Below are 18,121 nucleotides of genomic sequence, written 5' to 3'. Positions count from 1 at the left end.
TACCGACGTCGTCCGGGGATGACCTACGACAGGCTCCGCGTATGAGCCGTGGACGCAGAGGATTCCCGCGTGCCCCTCGCACTCCCCGCCCGTGCCCTTCGTTCCGCCGTGCTGCTCGTGACCGGGGCCGTGCTGGCCGCCGGCTGCGGCACCGGCGACCCGGCCGCCCCCGGACCGTCCGGGTCCGCCGGATCGTCCGGCTCTTCCGCCAAGGGGGATGCCAAGGCCGGCTATCCGGTCACCCTGGAGAACTGCGGGCAGCGGGTCACCTTCACCGCGCCGCCGCGCCGGGCCGTGGCGCTCGACCAGGGTTCGGCCGAGATCCTGCTGTCGCTCGGCCTCGCCGACCGGATGGTGGGCACGGCGACCTGGACGGACCCGGTCCTGAAGGGCCTGGAGAAGGCGAACGCCTCCGTACCCCGGCTCGCCGACCGCTACCCCTCCTTCGAGAACGTGCTCGACACCGAGCCGGACTTCGTCAGCGCCTCCTTCCTCTACACCCTCGGCAAGGGCGGCGTGGCGCCGCGCGAGCGCTTCGCCCAGCTGGGCGTCCCCACGTATCTCTCCCCCACCGACTGCGTCGACAAGGACAACAGCGGGGACGGCGACGGCGTCCGGACCCGGCCGCTGACGATGGAGACGGTGTACCGGGAGATCCGTGACCTGGCGCGGGTGTTCGGCGTGCCGGAGCGCGGCGAGAAGCTGATCGGCGAGCTGAAGGCACGCGTGGTGAAGGCCCGCGCCGGCGCGGACTTCGGCGGCGCGTCCGTCCTCTACTGGTTCTCGGACTCGCAGGGTCCGTACATGGCCGGGTGCTGCGGCGCGCCCGGGATCGTCAGCACCACCCTCGGGGTGCGGAACGTCTTCGACGACACCAAGGAGGAGTGGCCGCAGATCAATTGGGAGACGGTCGCCGACCGCGATCCCGATGTGCTGGTGATCGCCGATCTGACGCGGAAGGCGCAGTCGGCGGAGAGTGCCGCGAAGAAGATCGAGTTCCTGGAGTCGCATCCGGTCACGAAGAACATGACGGCGGTGAAGGGGAAGCGGTACGTGATCCTCAGCGGCCAGGCGATGAACCCGACCGTGCGGACGGTCGAGGGCGTCGAGAAGGTCGCGGCGGCGTTGCGGGCGTACGGGCTCGCCAAGTGAGCCGCGTCGCCGTCCTCTCGGGAACGGGCGGGCTGGCGCTGCTGTGCGTGTCGGTGGCCGCCGCGATCACGATCGGCCCGGCGGACATCTCCGTGGCCGATGTGTGGTCGGTGCTCGTCACACATCTGGGCACGGGGGACACGGCGGTTCTGAGCCCGATCCGGGACGGCATCGTCTGGAACCTGCGCCTGCCCCGTACGCTGCTCGCCGCCGTGTGCGGTGCGGGACTTGCCGTCTGCGGCGCGGTGATGCAGTCGCTGCTGCGCAATCCGCTCGCCGATCCCTTCGTGCTCGGGGTGTCCTCGGGCGCGTCGACGGGCGCGGTCGCGGTCGTCGTCCTCGGGGTGGGCGGGGGCGCCGTGTCGGTGACCGGCGGTGCGTTCGTGGGCGCGGTGCTCTCCTTCGCGCTGGTGCTGTTCCTCAGCCATGTCCTCGGCGGGTCGACGGACCGGGTGGTGCTCGCCGGGGTGGCCGCGATGCAGCTCTTCTCCGCGCTGACGTCGTTCGTCGTGATGACGGCGGCGGACGCGGAGACGACACGGGGCGTGCTGTTCTGGCTGCTGGGCTCGCTGACGGGGGCGGGGTGGACGGATGTCGTGGTCTGCGCGGCCGTGCTCGCCGCGGCGCTGCTGATCTGCGGCGGGTACGCGCGAACCCTGGACGCCTTCGCGTTCGGCGAGGACGCGGCGGCCTCGCTCGGCGTCTCGGTGGCCCGGACCCGGGTGGTGCTGCTGTGCGTGACGGCGCTCCTGACGGCCGCGCTGGTCTCGTCGGCCGGGGCGATCGGCTTCGTCGGCCTGGTCCTGCCGCACGCCGTACGCATGCTCGCCGGGCCCGGGCATGCGCGCCTGCTGCCGCTGACGGCGCTCGCGGGGGCGGTCTTCCTGGTGTGGGCGGACACCCTGGCCCGTACCGTGCTCGATCCGCAGGAGGTGCCGGTGGGCGTGGTGACCTCGCTGGTGGGTGTGCCGGCGTTCGTCCTCGTCCTGTACCGGGCGAGGGGGGCGACCCGGTGACGGGGCAGGGACTGCGGGCCGAGGGGGTGTCGCGGACGGCCGGCGGTGCCGTGCTGCTCGACGGGGTGGGCCTGGCGCCCCGCCCCGGGGAGGTCACCGGGCTGCTCGGGCCGAACGGTTCGGGGAAGTCCACGCTGCTGCGGATCCTCGCGGGGGTGCTCGCGCCGGACGCCGGGGTGGTGACGCTTGACGGCGATCCGCTGGCCGGGCTGCCCCGCGGGGCCGTCGCGCGGCGGCTCGCCACCGTCGAGCAGCACGCCGACACACAGGTCGATCTGACGGTGTCGGAGGTCGTACGGCTCGGGCGCGTCCCGCACCGCCGGGCGTGGGCGCCGGCCTCGGCGGGCGACGAGACGGCGGTACGCTCGGCGCTGGCCCGCACCGGGCTCGCCGACCGGGCGGACCGGGCGTGGCGCACGTTGTCGGGCGGTGAGCGCCAGCGCGTGCAGATCGCCCGGGCGCTCGCCCAGGAGCCGCGTGAACTGCTGCTCGACGAGCCCACCAACCACCTGGACATCCAGCACCAGTTGGACCTGCTCGCCCTGCTCGGCGGGCTCGGCCTGACCAGCGTGATCGCGCTGCACGATCTGAACCTGGCGGCGATGTACTGCGACCATCTGGTGGTGCTGCGGGCGGGCCGGGTGGTGGCGAGCGGCCCGCCGGCGCAGGTGCTGACGAAGGAGCTGATCGCCGAGGTCTACGGCGTGCGCGCCGACGTCTCCCGTCCGGACCCGGACGGGCGCCCGCACATCCGCTTCCTCGGGCCCGTCGCGACCGTCGTCAGCGCGCGGCCGTCCAGTTGAGCTCGGTGCGGAGCCCGAACGCGGTGCTCTCCGGCGCGACCTGCTGTCCGTGCAGCACCCTCCCGAGCGCCCCGAACGCCCCGTCGAAGAACCCCCGCAGCTCCGCCGCGGGGGCCCGCCGGCCGGAGGCTCAGGCGGAGAGGACGCCCGTCGTCAGGAGGCCCAGGAGGAGGACGCCCACCACCAGGCGGTAGATCACGAACGCGTTGAAGGAGTGCTGGGCCACGTACTTCAGCAGCCAGGCGATCGACGCGTACGCCACCACGAAGGAGACGGCCGTGCCGACGATCAGCGGGCCGGTGCCCGCGCCGGTGCCGACGGCGTCCTTGAGTTCGTAGACACCGGCGCCGGTGAGCGCGGGGATGCCGAGGAAGAAGGACAGACGGGTGGCGGCGACCCGGTCGAGGTCCAGCATCAGGGCGGTGGACATCGTGGCGCCGGAGCGCGAGAAGCCGGGGAAGAGCAGGGCGAGGATCTGCGAACCGCCCACCAGCATCGCGTCCCTGAGGTCCGTGTCGTCCTCGCCGCGCTTGTGCCGGCCCATCCGGTCGGCCGCCCACATCACCCCACTGCCGACGATGAGCGAGGCGGCGACCACCCACAGGGAGGCGAGCGGGCCGTCGATCAGCGGCTTGGCCGCCAGGCCCACCACCACGATGGGGATCGTCGCGAAGATGATCCACCAGGCGAACTTGTAGTCGTGGTGGTAGCGCTCCTCCTTGTCCGCGAGGCCGCGCACCCAGGCGGTGGCGATGCGGACGATGTCCTTGAAGAAGTAGACGAGGACGGCGGCGATCGCGCCGACCTGGATCACCGCCGAGAAGCCGACCACCGCCGGGTCGTCGACCGGGATGCCCATCAGCCCCTCGGCGATCTTCAGATGCCCGGTGGAGGAGATGGGCAGGAATTCGGTGATGCCCTCGACGATGCCGAGAACGGTGGCCTGACCGAGGCTGATGGCGCTCATCGGGTTCCTTTCTGCCTCCGGGCGACCGTAGAAGACGGCCCCGAGAACGCCGAAGCCTCCGAACGAACACGCGCGGCCGGCCACCCGGACGGCCCAAGGGGCGGTGACGTGGGACGGCTGCTACTTCCCCGGCGCGGCCGTCTCCTTGAGCTCGCCGTCGGCCAGGCGCAGCCGGCGGTCGACGCCGATCTCGCGCAGGAAGCGCTCGTCGTGGCTGACCACGAGGAAGGCGCCCTGGTAGGAGTTCAGGGCTCCCTCCAGCTGGGCGACGCTGTCCAGGTCGAGGTTGTTGGTCGGCTCGTCGAGGAGCAGGAGGTGGGGGGCGGGGTCGGCGCACAGGACGCAGGCCAGGGTGGCGCGGAGGCGTTCGCCGCCGGAGAGGACGCCGACGGGCAGGTGGGCGCGGGCGCCGCGGAAGAGGAACCGGGCCAGCAGGTTCATCCGCTCGGCCTCGGGGCGTTCGGGGGCGTGGGCGGCGAAGTTCTCGGCGACGCTGCGGTCCGGGTCGAGCAGGTCGAGGCGCTGGGAGAGGTACGCGACGCGGCCGTCGGCGCGGGTGATCCTGCCGCCGTCGGGGTCGAGGGCGCCGTCGAGGAGACGCAGCAGGGTGCTCTTGCCGGCGCCGTTGGGACCCGTCAGGGCGATGCGTTCGGGGCCGCGGATGTCGAGGTCGACACCGGGGGCGGCGAAGACCTCGCGGTCGCCGAGGCGGACGCGGAGCTCCTCGCCGTGGAAGAGGGTGCGGCCGGCGGGCACCCGGGTGTCGGGCAGGTCGAGGGTGAGGCGCTGCTCCGGGCGGAGGGCGCGCTCGGCCTCGTCCAGGCGGGACTTCGCCTCGCCGACGCGGGCCGCGTGCAGCTGTCCGGCCCGCCCGGCGGACTCCTCGGCACCGCGCTTCATGGTGCCGGCGAAGATCCGGGGCAGTCCGGCGTTCTTGAGGTTGCGCGCGGCGTTGCTCTGGCGCCGTTCGGCGCGTTCGCGGGCCTGCTGCATCTCCCGCTTCTCGCGCTTGAGTTCCTGTTCGGCGTTGCGGACGTTCTTCTCGGCGACCTCGCGCTCGGCCCGTACGGCCTCCTCGTACGCGGTGAACGTGCCACCGTAGAGGTGGAGTTGTCCCCGGTCGAGTTCGGCGATGCGGTCGACCCGGTCGAGCAGGGCGCGGTCGTGGCTGACGAGGAACAGACAGCCGTCGAAGGCGTCGAGGACGTCGTAGAGCTTGTGCCGGGCGTCGAGGTCGAGGTTGTTGGTGGGCTCGTCGAGGAGCAGCACGTCGGGGCGCCGCAAGAGCTGGGCGGCGAGGCCGAGGGAGATGATCTGGCCGCCGCTGAGGGTGTCGAGGACGCGGTCGAGGGCGAGGCCGCCGAGGCCGAGTCGGTCGAGCTGCGCGTGGGTGCGCTCCTCGATGTCCCAGTCGTCGCCGATGGTGGTGAAGTGCCGCTCGTCGACGTCCCCGGCCTCGACGGCGTCGATGGCCCGGATGATCGCGTCGACGCCGAGCACCTGCGCGACGGTCAGGCCGGTGGTGAGCGGAAGGCTCTGCGGCAGGTGGCCGAGGGTGCCGTCGACGAGGACGCCGCCCCCGGTGGGGCGCAGTTCGCCGGCGACCAGCCTGAGCAGGGTGCTCTTGCCGCTGCCGTTGGGGGCGACGAGTCCGGTGCGGCCGGTGCCGAGGGTGAAGGACAGGTCCTGGAAGACGGGGGTGTCGTCGGGCCAGGAGAAGGACAGGTTGGAGCAGACGACGGAAGCACCGGACATGCTGGCGACCTCTCGGTACGGGGGGCGGGCGGGCGCCGCCTCGACCCCGGCGGTGACGCTCGGGGGAGGCGGGCCTGCCTGTCAGCCCTCGGGAAGACAGGGAAGAAAGGGGGACGACGAAGAGACCACTCCGGCGTGCGCGTCGGTACGCGGGCCGGTGGTCTGCCGGGTCCGGGTATCACCCGGAGATGTCGTCGTCCACCACCATGTCTGTGCTCCTCGTCGAAAGATCAGGGTCCACCAGTCTAACAGCGGGGCTCCGGACCGCACGGGATTTCTCGGGCGCGAGCGGCACCCGCGGCCGGGCACCCGGGCGGGCGCCCGGCCGGGCCGGTCCACCGGCCCGGCCGGACCCCTGCGGGAGGAACCACACCCGGCTCCCCCGCCCGGTCACCGCGGGGACGCCGCCTGGAAGCCGAAGACGGCCCCGGGCCAGTCCGTGTCCGGGACGGCGCCGTCGAGGGCCGCGCCGATCGCGCGTTCCTCGTAGCGGAAGTGGGACTCCATGATCGCCCCAAGGCCGTCCAACTCCCCTCCGATCGCCTCCAGATCGGGATCGGGCGTCCCGGCGGCGGTGTCGGCGAGGGTGCGGACCCGGGCGAGGATCCCGGTGATGAGGGTGTGGTCCTCGACGAGCTTGTCGATGGTCGGGGCGAGCTCGGGGCGCTCGCGGAGCAGTTGGGCGAACATGCCCCGGTCCTCGCCCTCGTGATGGTTCGTCAGGGCGGTGCAGAAGGCCAGGCAGTGGGTCAGCAGGACGTCGTCGGTGAGCCGGCGGCCGCCGATGTGTGTCCTGATCTCACGGATGCGGCGGGCGAGTTCCTCATGGGCCCGGTGGAGTTCCCGGCGGAGGGCGAGGACCCGGTCGTCCCGGTCGGCTTCGCCGGCGTCGCTCGTACTACGGAAGATGTCGTGGGGAGCCACAGGTGGCGATCCCTTCGATTCCGCACCTCCATGCCTGACGCAGACCGTCACCGGCACGCGATGCTGCGCCCATCCGATCACGCGTACCGGTGCCGAGGCAAGCGCGCGAGGCACCCCGCCTGCGTCAGGCCGGTCCGGCGCCGAGCTGGCGCAGCAGGGTGAGGACGTCGACGACGCCCCTCAGCTCGGCGATCCGGCCGTCCTCGAAGCGGAACATGAACATCTCGCCGTAGCGGACGCTCCTCCCGGTGGGCGGCAGCCCCTGGTACGGGCCCAGGTGCGTGCCGGTCACCGTGTTCCTGGCGGCCACCCTGTCGCCCTCCGCGACCGTGTCCTCAAGGGTCACGTGGATGTCGGGAAAGGCCTTGAGCAGGGCCTCCCACACCCGCTTCAGGGCCTCGGGACCGGTCGCGCCCATCGGTACCGGTGCGACGAAGTCCACGTCGGGCGCGACGAACTCGTCGATCGCCTTCGCGATGACGTCGATGTCGCCGCTGTTCACGGCGGCGTGGAAGCGGGCGAGCGTCTCGGTGTGGCGGGTGTTCCCGGCTGCCGGCATGCGAGGTCTCCTCTGTGCGGGTGCGTCGTACTGACCGGACGTGTCGCGGTTCCTTGTTCCGGATTCGGCAGTACGACGAGACGGCGGCCGGGATTGTGACACCGCGGCGCGGCTCACGGGGTGCGGAGCCGGGCTTCGAGGCGTCCGTCGACGAGCCTCGCGTCGACGAGCCGGAAGGTGCTGCCGTGCCAGGGGCACACCGGCAGCCGCCTCCATCGGAAGTTCCTCGACGGGGTGCCAGCCCGGCGGTACGAGGACGGCGACCGGTTCGGCGTGGTCGGCGCCGGCGCCCGCCGAAACGCGCGGCCGGGTGTCCGGGTCCGGAGGTGTTCGAAGGTGACCGAACACCCCCGGATGAGGTACGAAGAGCGGCGTGAGTGATCTGCCTCTGGACGAGCCCCGCGACGTGACGACCGACGCGCCCCTCGACGCGACCGGCCGGGCGCCCGTCGGCGAGGCCCCCGCCGCGACCACCCGCGTGTTCATCGCCCTCGCCCCGCCCGACGACGCGAAGGACGAGCTCGCGCGGGAGCTGCGCCCCGCCCTGGAGGCGTACCCCTCCCTGCGCTGGAACCGCATCGAGGACTGGCACATCACCCTGGCGTTCCTCGGCGAGCTGCCGGTGGACGCCGTACCGCCGCTGCGGGCGCCGCTGGCCGAGCTGGCCGCCTCTCGCCCGCCGCTCGAACTGGGTCTGAGCGGCGGCGGGCACTTCGACGAGCGGGTGCTGTGGAGCGGTGTCGACGGGGACGTGGCGGGGCTGCGCCTGCTGGCCGCCGACGTACGGGCGGTGGTCAAGGCGTGCGGGATCCCGTTCGAGGACCGGCCGCTCAACCCGCATCTGACCCTGGCGCGCGCCCGGCGTGGGGACACCGGGCCGGTGACCGGGACGGCGGCCGCGCTCGCCGGGTTCACCGGCCGCCGCTGGCCGGCCGCGCGGCTGCATCTGGTGGGCAGCAACTTCGGCCGCGGGCCGGGACCGATCCGCTATCGCGACATCGAGTCCTGGGCGTTCACAGGCCGCTGACGGTGTGCGCGGCGTGAGCGACGAGTCGCGGAACGGCGGGCTTGGCGCCAGGATGGTCCTCTGTGGGCCCCTTTCGCGCCCACGTGCCGGGTGCTCCCGCCGGACCGGCGGAGCGCCCGACCGGGGCGACGGAGGTGGCCGCGTCCAGTGCGCGGACCCGGCCGCGCGGTCCAGGAAGCACGCGTGGCCCGACCCGTCCGCCCCGCCGCCGCACAGCGTCAGGAAGGTCATGTCATGGACCCCGTGCTCACCCCGGACGTGCTCGCGAAGCTGCGGCAGCCGCGCCCGTACCCCGCCGTCTCGCTCCTGATGCCGACGTATCGCCGGGAGCCGGACAACGCCCAGGACCCGGTGCGGCTGCGCAATCTGCTCGCCGAGGCGGAGAAGGCGGTGCAGGACGACCCCGCGATCTCGCGCGAGCGGCGGAGGGAGCTCGTCGACCGGCTGCGCCGGGCGGTGGGCGAGGTCGACCTCCGCCACGCGGAGGACGGTCTGGTGATCTTCGTGGCCGAGGGTGAGCACCATGTGTGGTCGGTGGCGCGCGCCGTGCCCGAGCGGGTGGTCCTGGCCGACACCTTCCTCACCCGCAACCTGGTGGCCGCGCACGCCGCCGAGCAGCCGTACTGGGCGCTCGCCGTGTCCGCCGACCGGGTGTCGCTGTGGAACGGCGACCCGGAACGCACCGACGAGCACACCGCCGACGGCTTCCCGCTGACCCGCAGCCTGGAGGACCCGGACGTCGAGCGCAAGGAGCAGATCGGCGACGTCCCCAGCACCTTCCAGGACGAGGCGACCCGGCAGTTCCTGCGTGAGGCGTACGAGCGGACGCGGACGGTCCTCGCGTCCGAGTCGCGTCCGCTGTACGTGATCGGGTCGTCGGCCGCGCTCGCCGCGCTGTCCGAGCTCGGGCCGCTGTCGCGCGACATGTTCACGATCGAGCGCGGCGGTCTCGCGGCCGGCCCGGACTCCGCGGTGCACGAGGCCGTCGAGCCGCTGCGCACGGCACGCGAGGCGGCCGCGACGGCGACGATCGTCGCCGAGCTGGACACCGCGCGCGGCCGCCGCGAGTTCGCGGGCGGCATCGACGAGGTGTGGCAGGCCGTGAAGGACGGCCGCATCCGGCTGCTCGCCGTCGAGGAGCACTACCGGACGGTGGTCCGGGACGAGGGCGGGCACCTCGAACCGGCCGAGGCCGCGACGGCTGACACCCGCGACGACATGGTCGACGAGATCGTCGAGCAGGCCCTGGAGACGGGCGCCGAGGTGCGCTTCGTACCGGACGAGGTACTGGCGGGCGCGGGCCACATCGCGGGCGCCCTCCGCTACTGAGACCGCTCCCCCGACGCCCGCCTGCGCCCCGCTACTCCCAGGGCCATTGGGCGTCACGGCCGGCGTCGAGCAGCGGGATCATGCGGAAGGCGGCGTCGGTGAGACCGCCGAGGGCGTGGCGGTCGGCGCCGCCGGAGGGCATCGCGGCCTCGCGGTAACCGGCCATGTTCCACATGTAGACGGGGACGTCCTTCGGGATCAGGTCGTCGATCGGGGTCTCGGGCATGCCGCCGTAGCCGTGGCAGTTCGACGGGAGCCAGCCGGGCCGGGTCTGCTCGTCGGTGACGATCACGACCCGGTCGTGGCGGGCGTAGAACCGCCGGACCGCCGAGGGGATGTCGGTGCCGCCGATCTGCCCGAACCGGTCGACCAGGCGCAGCACGCTGTCCCCGCGCCGCACGTCCACCTTGCGCGCCTGCTGCCCGAACTCGACGAGCGTGGGGTTCTCGGCGCGCACCGTGAGGGCGGCGCCGAACACGGCGGCCTGCTCGGCGAGGCTGATGTCGGAGCGGTTCGGGGTCGAGTAGCCGTAGCCCGGGAACATGCTGGGGCTGCGGTCGATGAGGATCAGCGTCCGGCCGCCGAGCGCGGGCACGGCGGAGAGGGAGTGCCCGAGGGCCTTCTCCAGGGCGTGGCCCCAGCGCAGCGAGGGCGCCGCCTTGTACGCCGCCCAGAACCGGAACGGGAACATACGGGAGGCACGGACCTCGTCGGGGTCGGCGAGGCGGGCCGCGATCCGCTCGGCGACGGTGTCGGAGACGCCTGCCTTGTCGAAGTTCCGGAGGTTGCGGACGAGGGCCATCAGGCCCATGGACGGAATGACCGCCTCCCAGGCGGCCGCGTCCATCGGGCCCTGCAGCCAGCCGGCCAGGGCCTCCCAGGTCATGCCCGCACGGGCGAGCTCGGCGCGGCGCGCGGGGTCGGCGAGGACGGCGCGCCGGTCGGTGACGGGGAGCGCCATGAGGCGGGCGCGGAGGGCGAGGGTCTCCAGGGGCTCGGGGACGGTGGCGTCGCGGCCGTGGCGGCGGTCGATGGCGTGCCGGAACAGCTCGCCCTGCCACGGCTTGGCCGGGTCGGGAGCGGCGTGGACCAGCTCCAGGACGTCGCCGAAGCGGTAACCCCGGGACTCGGTGTCGTACTTGAGCAGCGAGCGCTCGTCGTACAGGCGGCGGACGGCGTCGGCGACACCGCGCTTCACCGGCTTCGGGAGGGCGCGGCCGTGCCGGGCGGTCCAGTAGCCGAGCAGTTCGCCGGGCTCGTCGGCGCGGCGCAGGACGGAGGCGACGACGGTGCGGTTCGACCACACGTCGGTGTCGGCGCCGGCGCCGGTGGGGGCCGTCGGGGTCGGGCAGCCCGCGTCGAGCCGTGCCTTGACGAACTCGGCGGCGCCGACGAGCGAGGCGGTCCGCATGTTGCCCTCGCCGCGCAGCCAGCGCAGCAGGCCCGCGGTCCAGGCCGGGTCCTCGACGGCGAGCCGCCGCACGAGCGCGGTGTAGCGGTCGTCGCGGGCGCCGGCCTTCTCGTAGAAGGTGTCGGTGCCGACGGTGTTGGCGACGGCGAGCAGGAACAGCTCGCTCTTCGCGTCGCGGAGGTGCGCGCTCGCACCCTCGTGCGTCCGGGTGCGCTCTCCCGTGGTGGTCACGGGCGAGGCGGCGGACGGACGGGTGCCGCGCGCGTTGAAGCGGGCCATGGGGAATCCCCTCGCGGATGGGAGGGAAGGCGACGGCAGCGCCGGGGTGCCCGAGATCTGATCGGCGGGGGAGCCAAGGTGCTCTACCGACTGAGCTACCGGCGCCCGAAGCGCCGGGCGGGACTCGAACCCGCGACCGCCCCATTAACAGTGGAAGTATCCCCCGCCTGCGCACCGGGCACCCCGGCGCTGTGCGCCTCCCGAGATCGAAAGCGGTCCACGGCGTGATTTCTTGGAAGGAAGTAGCCGTTGACCTGCGCACCGGGAGGTGCTGTGTGGTTCCCACCGTAGTCCGTACGGGAATTGACGCCACCGAATATCCGGCGGCGCCCGCCCACCGCCTCCTTACGGGCAGGACTCCTCGAACTTCACGGCCTTGAAGGTGATCGGCCGGCCGTCGATCCTCGTTCCGGCCGCCGGGGTCTGCGTGCACACCTTCCAGTTGGACTCCATGAGGACCATCCGGCCCTGGGCGGCGTCGGTGACCGTGATGCTCGCGTTGTCGGGGAGCGCGGCGCGGGCCACGTTCACCGACTTGCCCTTGAAGTCCGGCATGGTGCCGCCCGCTTCGGCCTCGGGCTGCGCCGCCACGTCCTTCTTGGGGCAGGTCTCCTCCAGCTTGACCGTCCCGAAGTCGATGACGACGTCGGTGGGGTGGGTGCCGGGGGCGGGGGTCTGGGAGCAGACCTTCCAGTTGCGGTCGAGGACCTGGAGGCGGTCCCGGCCGAGGGCGTCGTGCGAGCGGAGTCCGTAGAAGCCGAGGGACTGGGCCTCGTCCTGGGCGGACTGGAGCCCCTTGCCGACGAAGCTGGGCAGCTTCCCCGTCTCCGGCTTCTTGCTGGGAGTGGCGGTGGGAGCGGGAGTGGCCGGTGCCGTGGTCGTGGCGGGCGGGGTCGTGGGCGCGGGCGCGCGGGTGGTGGTCGGGCTCGCCGTCACCTCCTTGGCGGCCGGCTTGCCGTCGTCCTGCTTCGGATCTCCCACCGCGGCGCCGAGGACCACCAGGAAGGCGAACACGCCGCCGATCGACAGGCCGATGATCGCGCCGGTGGACAGGCGCTTCTTCGGGGGCGGCGGCGGACCCCACGGGGCGGGCGGCTGGGAGGGGTGGGAAGGCTGCTGCGGCCCGGGGTACTGCTGGCTCATGATTCCTCGCTGGCGTTCCAGTTGTGAAAGCATCGTGAACCTATCGCGTACGCCCTGTGGTTGTTGACGGGGGTTCGGATCAGGTCTCCCCCTCGTCGGGGTCCGGCAGGGCGGCCAGCTCCTCCGCCGCGCGCGTGGACTCCCGTCGCGCCGTCTCCAGGGCGTTCTCCAGGCGGCGGACCTCCGCCTCCGCCTGCCCGACCCGCGCCGCCGCAGCGTCCCGGGCCTTCCGGGCCGCGTCTCGGGCGGACTTCCGGGCCGCTTCCCGCTCCGCCTGCCGTTCCGCTTCCTGTTCGGCCTCGCGTTCCGCTTCCCGCTCCACCTCGCGCCGGGCCTCCCGTGTCCGCCCCGGGGCGGGCATCGCGCCCTCCTCCGGGGCGACGGCGGTGAAGTCGACGGCGGCGTCGGGGACCTTGACCAGGCGGCCCCGGGCCCATTCGCGGGCGACCTCGGGGCGGGCGAGGACGCCGTGGAGGGTCTGTTCGAGTTCGCGGAGCACGGGGTCGCTGACCGGCTGACCGGCCTCGGCGGCGAGGTCGGCCGCCGTGCGGGCGAGGGTGGCGACGAGCTGGTGCTGCTTGCGGGCGGCCTCGCGGAGGCGTTCGCCGTCGAGCATGCGGTGGGCCACCCGGAGGGTCTCGCCCAGGGCGAGGAACCGTTCCGCCTCCTCCGGCCGCTCCCGGGCCAGCAGGTTCGCCGCCCAGGCCGCGAGCACCGGCCGGCGCAGCGCCGCGATCGCCTTCGCCGTCTCCGGCTCCTTCCGGCGGCGTGCCTCGGCGACGTACGCGTCCCGCGCCGCGGCGAACTCGGCGGGCTTCAGCCCGTACAGCTCCTGGGTGATCAGCTCGACGTCCACGACCCCACTCTGCGCCGCCCGCCCGCTCCCGGCGCGCCGTACGCGTCGCGCGATGGATGCCCCGCCGGGATGATGGAGGAAACCACGGAAGACTTCAGGCCCGGACAGGCCCTGAGCGACGACGCGGAGGAGGGATGCGGTCCGGATGAGCACGGCGGACCTGCCGGCCGGCCCGGCCCCGGTGAGCGGCCCGGCTCCGGTGAGCGGCGCGTTCGCCATGGAGCCCGGTGGACTCCTCGACGTGCTCGGGGTGGCCGCCGTGGTGCTCGACGCCCGCGGCCGGATCGTGCTGTGGAGCCCGCAGGCGGAGACCGTGTTCGGCTATTCGGCGGCCGAGGCGCTGGGCCGCCCGGCCGTGAGCCTGCTGGTCGCCGAGGCGCACCGGGACGAGGTGCTCGCCCTGTTCGCCGGGGTGATGGGCGGCGGCGGACCGTGGGCCGGGGTCTTTCCGATCAGGCACCGGGACGGGCGGACGATCCCCGTCGAGTTCCGCAACACGCGTCTGGAGGACGACCAGGGGCAGGCGTACGCGCTGGGGCTCGCCACCGACCGGGCGACCGTGCGCCGGGTGGAGCAGGACCTCGCGCTCTCCTCACGCCTTGTCGCCCACTCCCCCATCGGCCTGGCCGTGCTCGACCTGGACCTCAGGTTCGTCCTGGTCAACCCCGCCCTGGAACGGATCACCGGACTGCCCGCCACCGGGCATCTGGGGCACGGCTTCGGCCAGGCGGTGCCGTCGCCCGACGCCCCCGCCGTGGAACGGGCGCTGCGCGAGGTCCTGGAGACCGGGGTGCCGGTGCTGTCCCGCCGGGTGCGGGGCCCGGTGCGCGGCGCGGTGCGGGACGCCGTGCAGGACACCGTGCGGGACGCGGATCAGGACGTGGCACGGGGTCCGGACCGACCGGACCGCCCCGGCCATCCCGGCCACCCTGACCGCCCTGACCGCCCTGACGCGGACGAGACCGAGGCGGTCTGGTCGGTGTCCCTCTACCGCCTGGAGACCACCGGGCGGCGGGTCGTCGGGGTCGCCGCCGCCGTCGTGGACGTCACCGAGCAGTACCGGGCGGAGCGGGCGGCGACCCGCGCCAGGAACCGGCTCGCGGTGATCGCGGACGCCTCCGAGCGGGTCGGCACCACCCTCGACCTGGATCTGACCGCGCACGAGCTGGCGGAGCTTGTGGTGCCCGAGTTCGCCGACATCGCTGCGGTCGACGTCCTGGAGGACGTCCTCACCGGTCCCCGGCCGGGCGGGACGGGCACCTCGGGGCCGGCCGTGTTCCAGGCGCTCGCCGTGGAGACCGCGTACCCGACCCCGGCCCGCGAGGCCGCCGACCCGGTCGGGAATCCCGCTCGGTACGGTGCCGAGCGGCTGGTCACCCGATGCGCGCGCACCGGCCGCCCGGTGCTCGTCGCGCACGTCACCGACGCCGATCTGGCGCACATCGCCCGCGATGCGACCGCCGCCGGGCTGCTGCGCCAGGCGGGCGTCCACTCGTATCTCGCGGTGCCGCTGCGCGCCCGCGGGGTGGTGCTCGGCGTGCTCGACCTGAAGCGGGCGCGCAACCCCGTGCCGTTCGACCGGGACGACGTGCTGCTCGCCGTGGAGCTCGCCGCCCGCGCGGCGGTCGCCATCGACAACGCGCGCTGGTACCGGCATCAGCAGCGGACCGCGCTCGCCCTCCAGCGGCACCTGCTGCCGCAGGGCCCGACCCGGCTGCACGGCCTCGACGCCGCCTACCGCTACCAGCCCGCCTCGGCGGCGGTCGAGGTCGGCGGGGACTGGTTCGACGCCATCCCGCTGCCCGGTGGCACGCGGGCCGAAGGCCCCGGAGGCGACAGGACCGCCCTGGTGGTGGGCGACGTCATGGGCAGCGGCATCAACGCCGCCGCGACCATGGGGCAGGTGCGCACCGCGGCCCGTACCCTCGCCGGGCTCGGCCTCGCGCCGTCGGTGGTGCTCACCGAGCTGGACCGCACGGTCGCCGGTCTGAACGAGATGGCCACCTGCCTGTACGCCGTGTACGACCCGGACAGCGCCACCTGCCGCATCTCCAACGCCGGGCATCCGCCGCCCGTGCTCGTCCCCGCCGGCGGCCTGCCCCGCCTCCTCGACCTGCCGACCGGCGCGCCGCTCGGCGTCGGCGGCGTCCCGTTCGAGACCGTGGAGGTCCCCTTCCGGCCGGGCGACTCCCTGGTCCTCTACACCGACGGCCTGGTCGAGACCCGTGACCAGGACATCGACGTACGGCTCGCCGCCCTCACCGCGCTCCTCGACGGGCCGCCCCGCTCCCTCGAGGACACCTGTGATCTGCTGCTCGACGCCCTGCGCGAGCCCGACGCCCCCGACGACGTCGCGCTGCTGATCGCGCGCGCCCGGCGCGTCCCCGGAAAGAACGAGGGCAAGGACGACGACGAGAAGGAGGGAGCGGCGTGAACGGCGTCCCGGAACCGGCCGCCCGGATCCTGCCCTTCACCGAGGGCATCGCCGGCGCGCTGGTCGACGGCCACGGGCGGGTCGCCGCCTGGACCCCGGAGGCCCGCGACCTGCTCGGGCGGTCCGCCGCAGAGGTGGTGGGCCGGCCGGTACGGGCGCTGCTCGCGGACCCGGCGGACTGGCGCGAGCTCGTACGGCGCTATGCGCGCGGGGCGCGGGCGGGCGAGGCGGTGCTGCGCTCGGGGCGGGGCGAGGACGTGCCGGTGGTGTTCCAGGCCTTCGGCCTCACCGAGGACGGCCCGGACGGCGCGAACGGCACGCCCCCGAGGGCGCCGGGCGGCGGCGACGGCGCCGCCGCGGGGTGCTTCGTGCTCGTCGCGCCGGCGACGCTGGCCGCGGGCTGGTTCCAGGACCACGCGTTCATCCGCGAACTGTTCCTCCAGGACCGGGTGGGGCTCGCGGTGCTCGACCCGGAACTGCGGCTGCTGCGCACCAACACCCACCTCCTGCCGTACAGGGGTGTGCCCGCCGACCTGCGCGCGCGGCGCCTCTCCGACTTCCTGCGGCCCGAGGACGCGGCGGCCGTCGAGGAGAAGCTGCGTCTGGTCCTCGCGACCGGGCTGCCGCTGGTGCAGGTGGAGGAGCTGCTGCGGACCGTCGACGATCCCGGCGACGGAGTGAGCCTGGCGATCTCGGCCTTCCGGCTGCAGGATCCCAGCGGCCGGGTGCTGGGCGTGACGGCGCTCTTCACCGATGTCACCGAGACGCGCCGGGCCGCCGAACGGCTCGCCCTGCTCCATCTCGCCACGGCCCGCGTCGGCGGCTCCCTGTCCGTCACGGACACCGCCCGCGAGCTGGCCGGCGCCCTCGTGCCGGGCCTCGGCGACCTGGCGGTGGTCGAACTCGCCGACGCGGTCCCGCTCGGCGAGGAGCCGGCGCCCGACGCCGAGGGGCGGCTGCTGCTGCGCCGTACCGCCGTCGCGGGCGAGCCGGCACCCGCCCGTGCCAACGGCCCCCAGACGCCCGCCCCGGACGTCGTGCTCGTCGCCGTCCGCGAGGGCGAGGCCGCGTCGGCCGACGGGCATCCCATACGTATGACGGCGCCGCTGCGGGCCCGCGGCACGCTGCTCGGGCGGCTCACGGTGGGGCGGCGGACGGCGCTCGGCCGGTACGCGGACGCGGACCGCGACCTGCTGCGGGAGATCGCCGACCGGGCGGCGCTCGCCCTGGACAACGCCCGCCGCTTCACCCGGGAACACCGGGCGGCCGTGGGGCTCCAGCGGAGCATGCTGCCGCCGACGCATACCCAGACCCCGGCGGTGACGACCTCCGGCGTGTATCTGCCGGCGGAGACCAGGACCGGCGTCGGCGGCGACTGGTTCGACGTGATCCCGCTGTCCTCGGCGCGGGTCGCGCTGGTCGTCGGGGATGTCGTCGGGCACGGCCTCGCGGCCACCGCCACCATGGGCCGGCTGCGCACCGCCGTGCGGACCCTCGCGGACCTCGATCTCGAACCCGACGAGCTGCTCGCCCATCTCGACGACCTGGTCACCCAGCTGCTCGCGGAGCCGGAGGAGACCGGGGAGGACGACGAGGACGAGGGCACGGAGGGTGGCGCCGAGAGCGAGCTCGGCGAGGCCTGGCGGGTCCGCCACCCCTCGTCACCGACCGGTGCGACCTGCGCGTACGCGGTGTACGACCCGGTCACGCGGCGCTGCACGGTGGCCTCGGCCGGGCATCCGCCGCCCGCCGTGGCGGCCCCGGACGGCTCGGTCGCGTATCTCCAGGTGGATCCCGGTCCACCGCTGGGGGTCGGCGGACTGCCGTTCGAGACGACGGAGGTGGAACTGGCGCCGGGCAGTGTCCTCGCGCTCTACACGGACGGTCTGATCGAGGGGCGCGGCGGCGACCTGGACGCCGGGATGGCCGATCTCGCGGCCTGTCTCTCCCGGCCGGGTGCCGTGGGGCTGCCGTTGCGGGAGCTGGGCCGGGAGATCGTGGCGGGCCGCCCCGCCGACGGGCTAACGGACGACGTGACCCTGCTGCTCGCCCGTACCCGCGAGGTGCCCGCCGAGGACACCGCGACCTGGCAGGTCGAGGCCGATCCCGCGGCGGTCGGCGCGGTGCGGGAGGCCGCGGCGGCGCAGCTGCGCGCCTGGGGCCTGGAGGAGCTGGTCTTCACCACCGAGCTGGTGCTGAGCGAGCTGGTCACCAACGCCATCCGGTACGCGGGCGGGCCGGTGGAGGCGCGGCTCGTCCGGGCCGGCCGGCTGATCTGCGAGGTCTCCGACCCGAGCGCCACGCATCCCCGGATGCGGCGGGCGCGGCTGACCGACGAGGGCGGTCGCGGGCTGTTCCTGGTGGCCCAGCTGACCACGCGCTGGGGCAGCCGCTACAGCCGTACCGGCAAGACCATCTGGGGCGAGCAGGAGCTGCCCCCGCCGGGCGCGGGCTGACGGATCCGTG

The 18,121-nt window shown here is 74.1% G+C and carries 14 protein-coding genes and 1 tRNA gene; 7 read left to right on the top strand and 8 right to left on the bottom strand.

Going from position 1 to position 18,121, the window contains the following annotated elements; genetic code table 11:
• Positions 1-69: 69 nt before the first annotated feature.
• The 3 genes from AB0M18_RS08370 to AB0M18_RS08360 are packed head-to-tail and all read left to right on the top strand — an operon-like array spanning position 70 to position 2,971.
• On the top strand, positions 70-1,152 hold the full coding sequence (locus AB0M18_RS08370; protein ID WP_365756028.1) for an ABC transporter substrate-binding protein: 1,083 nt from the start codon (positions 70-72) through the stop codon (positions 1,150-1,152).
• Positions 1,149-2,168, top strand: coding sequence for an iron chelate uptake ABC transporter family permease subunit (locus tag AB0M18_RS08365; protein WP_365756027.1), 1,020 nt, complete (start codon positions 1,149-1,151; stop codon positions 2,166-2,168). Before AB0M18_RS08370 ends, AB0M18_RS08365 begins: the two co-directional genes overlap by 4 nt.
• Positions 2,165-2,971 (top strand): ABC transporter ATP-binding protein, encoded by an 807-nt coding sequence (locus AB0M18_RS08360; protein WP_365756026.1) that lies wholly within the window; start codon positions 2,165-2,167, stop codon positions 2,969-2,971. The genes AB0M18_RS08365 and AB0M18_RS08360 overlap by 4 nt, the downstream gene beginning before the upstream one ends.
• 130 nt (positions 2,972-3,101) lie before the next feature.
• Here the strand turns inward: AB0M18_RS08360 and AB0M18_RS08355 are convergent, their stop codons facing one another.
• From AB0M18_RS08355 to AB0M18_RS08340, 4 genes are all read right to left on the bottom strand, one after another.
• Positions 3,102-3,938, bottom strand: a complete 837-nt coding sequence (locus tag AB0M18_RS08355; RefSeq protein WP_365756025.1) for an undecaprenyl-diphosphate phosphatase — start codon at positions 3,936-3,938, stop codon at positions 3,102-3,104.
• A 120-nt stretch (positions 3,939-4,058) separates the two neighbouring features.
• Positions 4,059-5,693 (bottom strand): ABC-F family ATP-binding cassette domain-containing protein, encoded by a 1,635-nt coding sequence (locus tag AB0M18_RS08350; protein WP_365756024.1) that lies wholly within the window; start codon positions 5,691-5,693, stop codon positions 4,059-4,061.
• Between the two features lie 390 nt (positions 5,694-6,083).
• On the bottom strand, positions 6,084-6,617 hold the full coding sequence (locus tag AB0M18_RS08345) for a hemerythrin domain-containing protein (RefSeq protein WP_365756023.1): 534 nt from the start codon (positions 6,615-6,617) through the stop codon (positions 6,084-6,086).
• A gap of 124 nt (positions 6,618-6,741) precedes the next feature.
• On the bottom strand, positions 6,742-7,176 hold the full coding sequence (locus AB0M18_RS08340) for an ester cyclase (protein ID WP_365756022.1): 435 nt from the start codon (positions 7,174-7,176) through the stop codon (positions 6,742-6,744).
• 478 nt (positions 7,177-7,654) lie between these two features.
• Between AB0M18_RS08340 and thpR the strand changes: the two genes are divergently transcribed.
• Both thpR and AB0M18_RS08330 read left to right on the top strand, forming a co-directional pair.
• On the top strand, positions 7,655-8,203 hold the full coding sequence (thpR, locus tag AB0M18_RS08335; protein ID WP_365756235.1) for an RNA 2',3'-cyclic phosphodiesterase: 549 nt from the start codon (positions 7,655-7,657) through the stop codon (positions 8,201-8,203).
• A gap of 234 nt (positions 8,204-8,437) precedes the next feature.
• Positions 8,438-9,532: a chemotaxis protein gene (locus AB0M18_RS08330; RefSeq protein WP_365756234.1), complete on the top strand. Its 1,095-nt coding sequence runs from the start codon at positions 8,438-8,440 to the stop codon at positions 9,530-9,532.
• A gap of 31 nt (positions 9,533-9,563) precedes the next feature.
• Here the strand turns inward: AB0M18_RS08330 and AB0M18_RS08325 are convergent, their stop codons facing one another.
• From AB0M18_RS08325 to AB0M18_RS08310, 4 genes are all read right to left on the bottom strand, one after another.
• Positions 9,564-11,222 carry a TROVE domain-containing protein gene (locus tag AB0M18_RS08325; protein WP_365756021.1) on the bottom strand — a complete coding sequence of 553 codons (1,659 nt, stop codon included), beginning with the start codon at positions 11,220-11,222 and terminating at the stop codon, positions 9,564-9,566.
• Positions 11,223-11,331: 109 nt separating this feature from the next.
• A tRNA-OTHER gene (locus tag AB0M18_RS08320) sits at positions 11,332-11,412 on the bottom strand.
• 155 nt (positions 11,413-11,567) lie between these two features.
• Positions 11,568-12,365 carry a hypothetical protein gene (locus AB0M18_RS08315; RefSeq protein WP_365756020.1) on the bottom strand — a complete coding sequence of 266 codons (798 nt, stop codon included), beginning with the start codon at positions 12,363-12,365 and terminating at the stop codon, positions 11,568-11,570.
• Between the two features lie 79 nt (positions 12,366-12,444).
• On the bottom strand, positions 12,445-13,221 hold the full coding sequence (locus tag AB0M18_RS08310; protein WP_365756019.1) for a hypothetical protein: 777 nt from the start codon (positions 13,219-13,221) through the stop codon (positions 12,445-12,447).
• A 217-nt stretch (positions 13,222-13,438) separates the two neighbouring features.
• Here AB0M18_RS08310 and AB0M18_RS08305 point away from each other — a divergent pair, with 217 nt between their 5' ends.
• Positions 13,439-15,655 carry a SpoIIE family protein phosphatase gene (locus AB0M18_RS08305; RefSeq protein ID WP_365756233.1) on the top strand — a complete coding sequence of 739 codons (2,217 nt, stop codon included), beginning with the start codon at positions 13,439-13,441 and terminating at the stop codon, positions 15,653-15,655.
• The gene (locus AB0M18_RS08300) at positions 15,652-18,111 is read left to right on the top strand and encodes a SpoIIE family protein phosphatase (RefSeq protein ID WP_365756018.1); all 2,460 of its coding nucleotides are present in this window, start codon (positions 15,652-15,654) and stop codon (positions 18,109-18,111) included. Before AB0M18_RS08305 ends, AB0M18_RS08300 begins: the two co-directional genes overlap by 4 nt.
• The last annotated feature ends 10 nt before the right edge of the window (positions 18,112-18,121 follow it).

The organism is Streptomyces sp. NPDC051909 (assembly GCF_040681095.1).
GTDB lineage: Bacteria > Actinomycetota > Actinomycetes > Streptomycetales > Streptomycetaceae > Streptomyces.
This window is presented reverse-complemented; position numbering and strand designations above follow the sequence as displayed.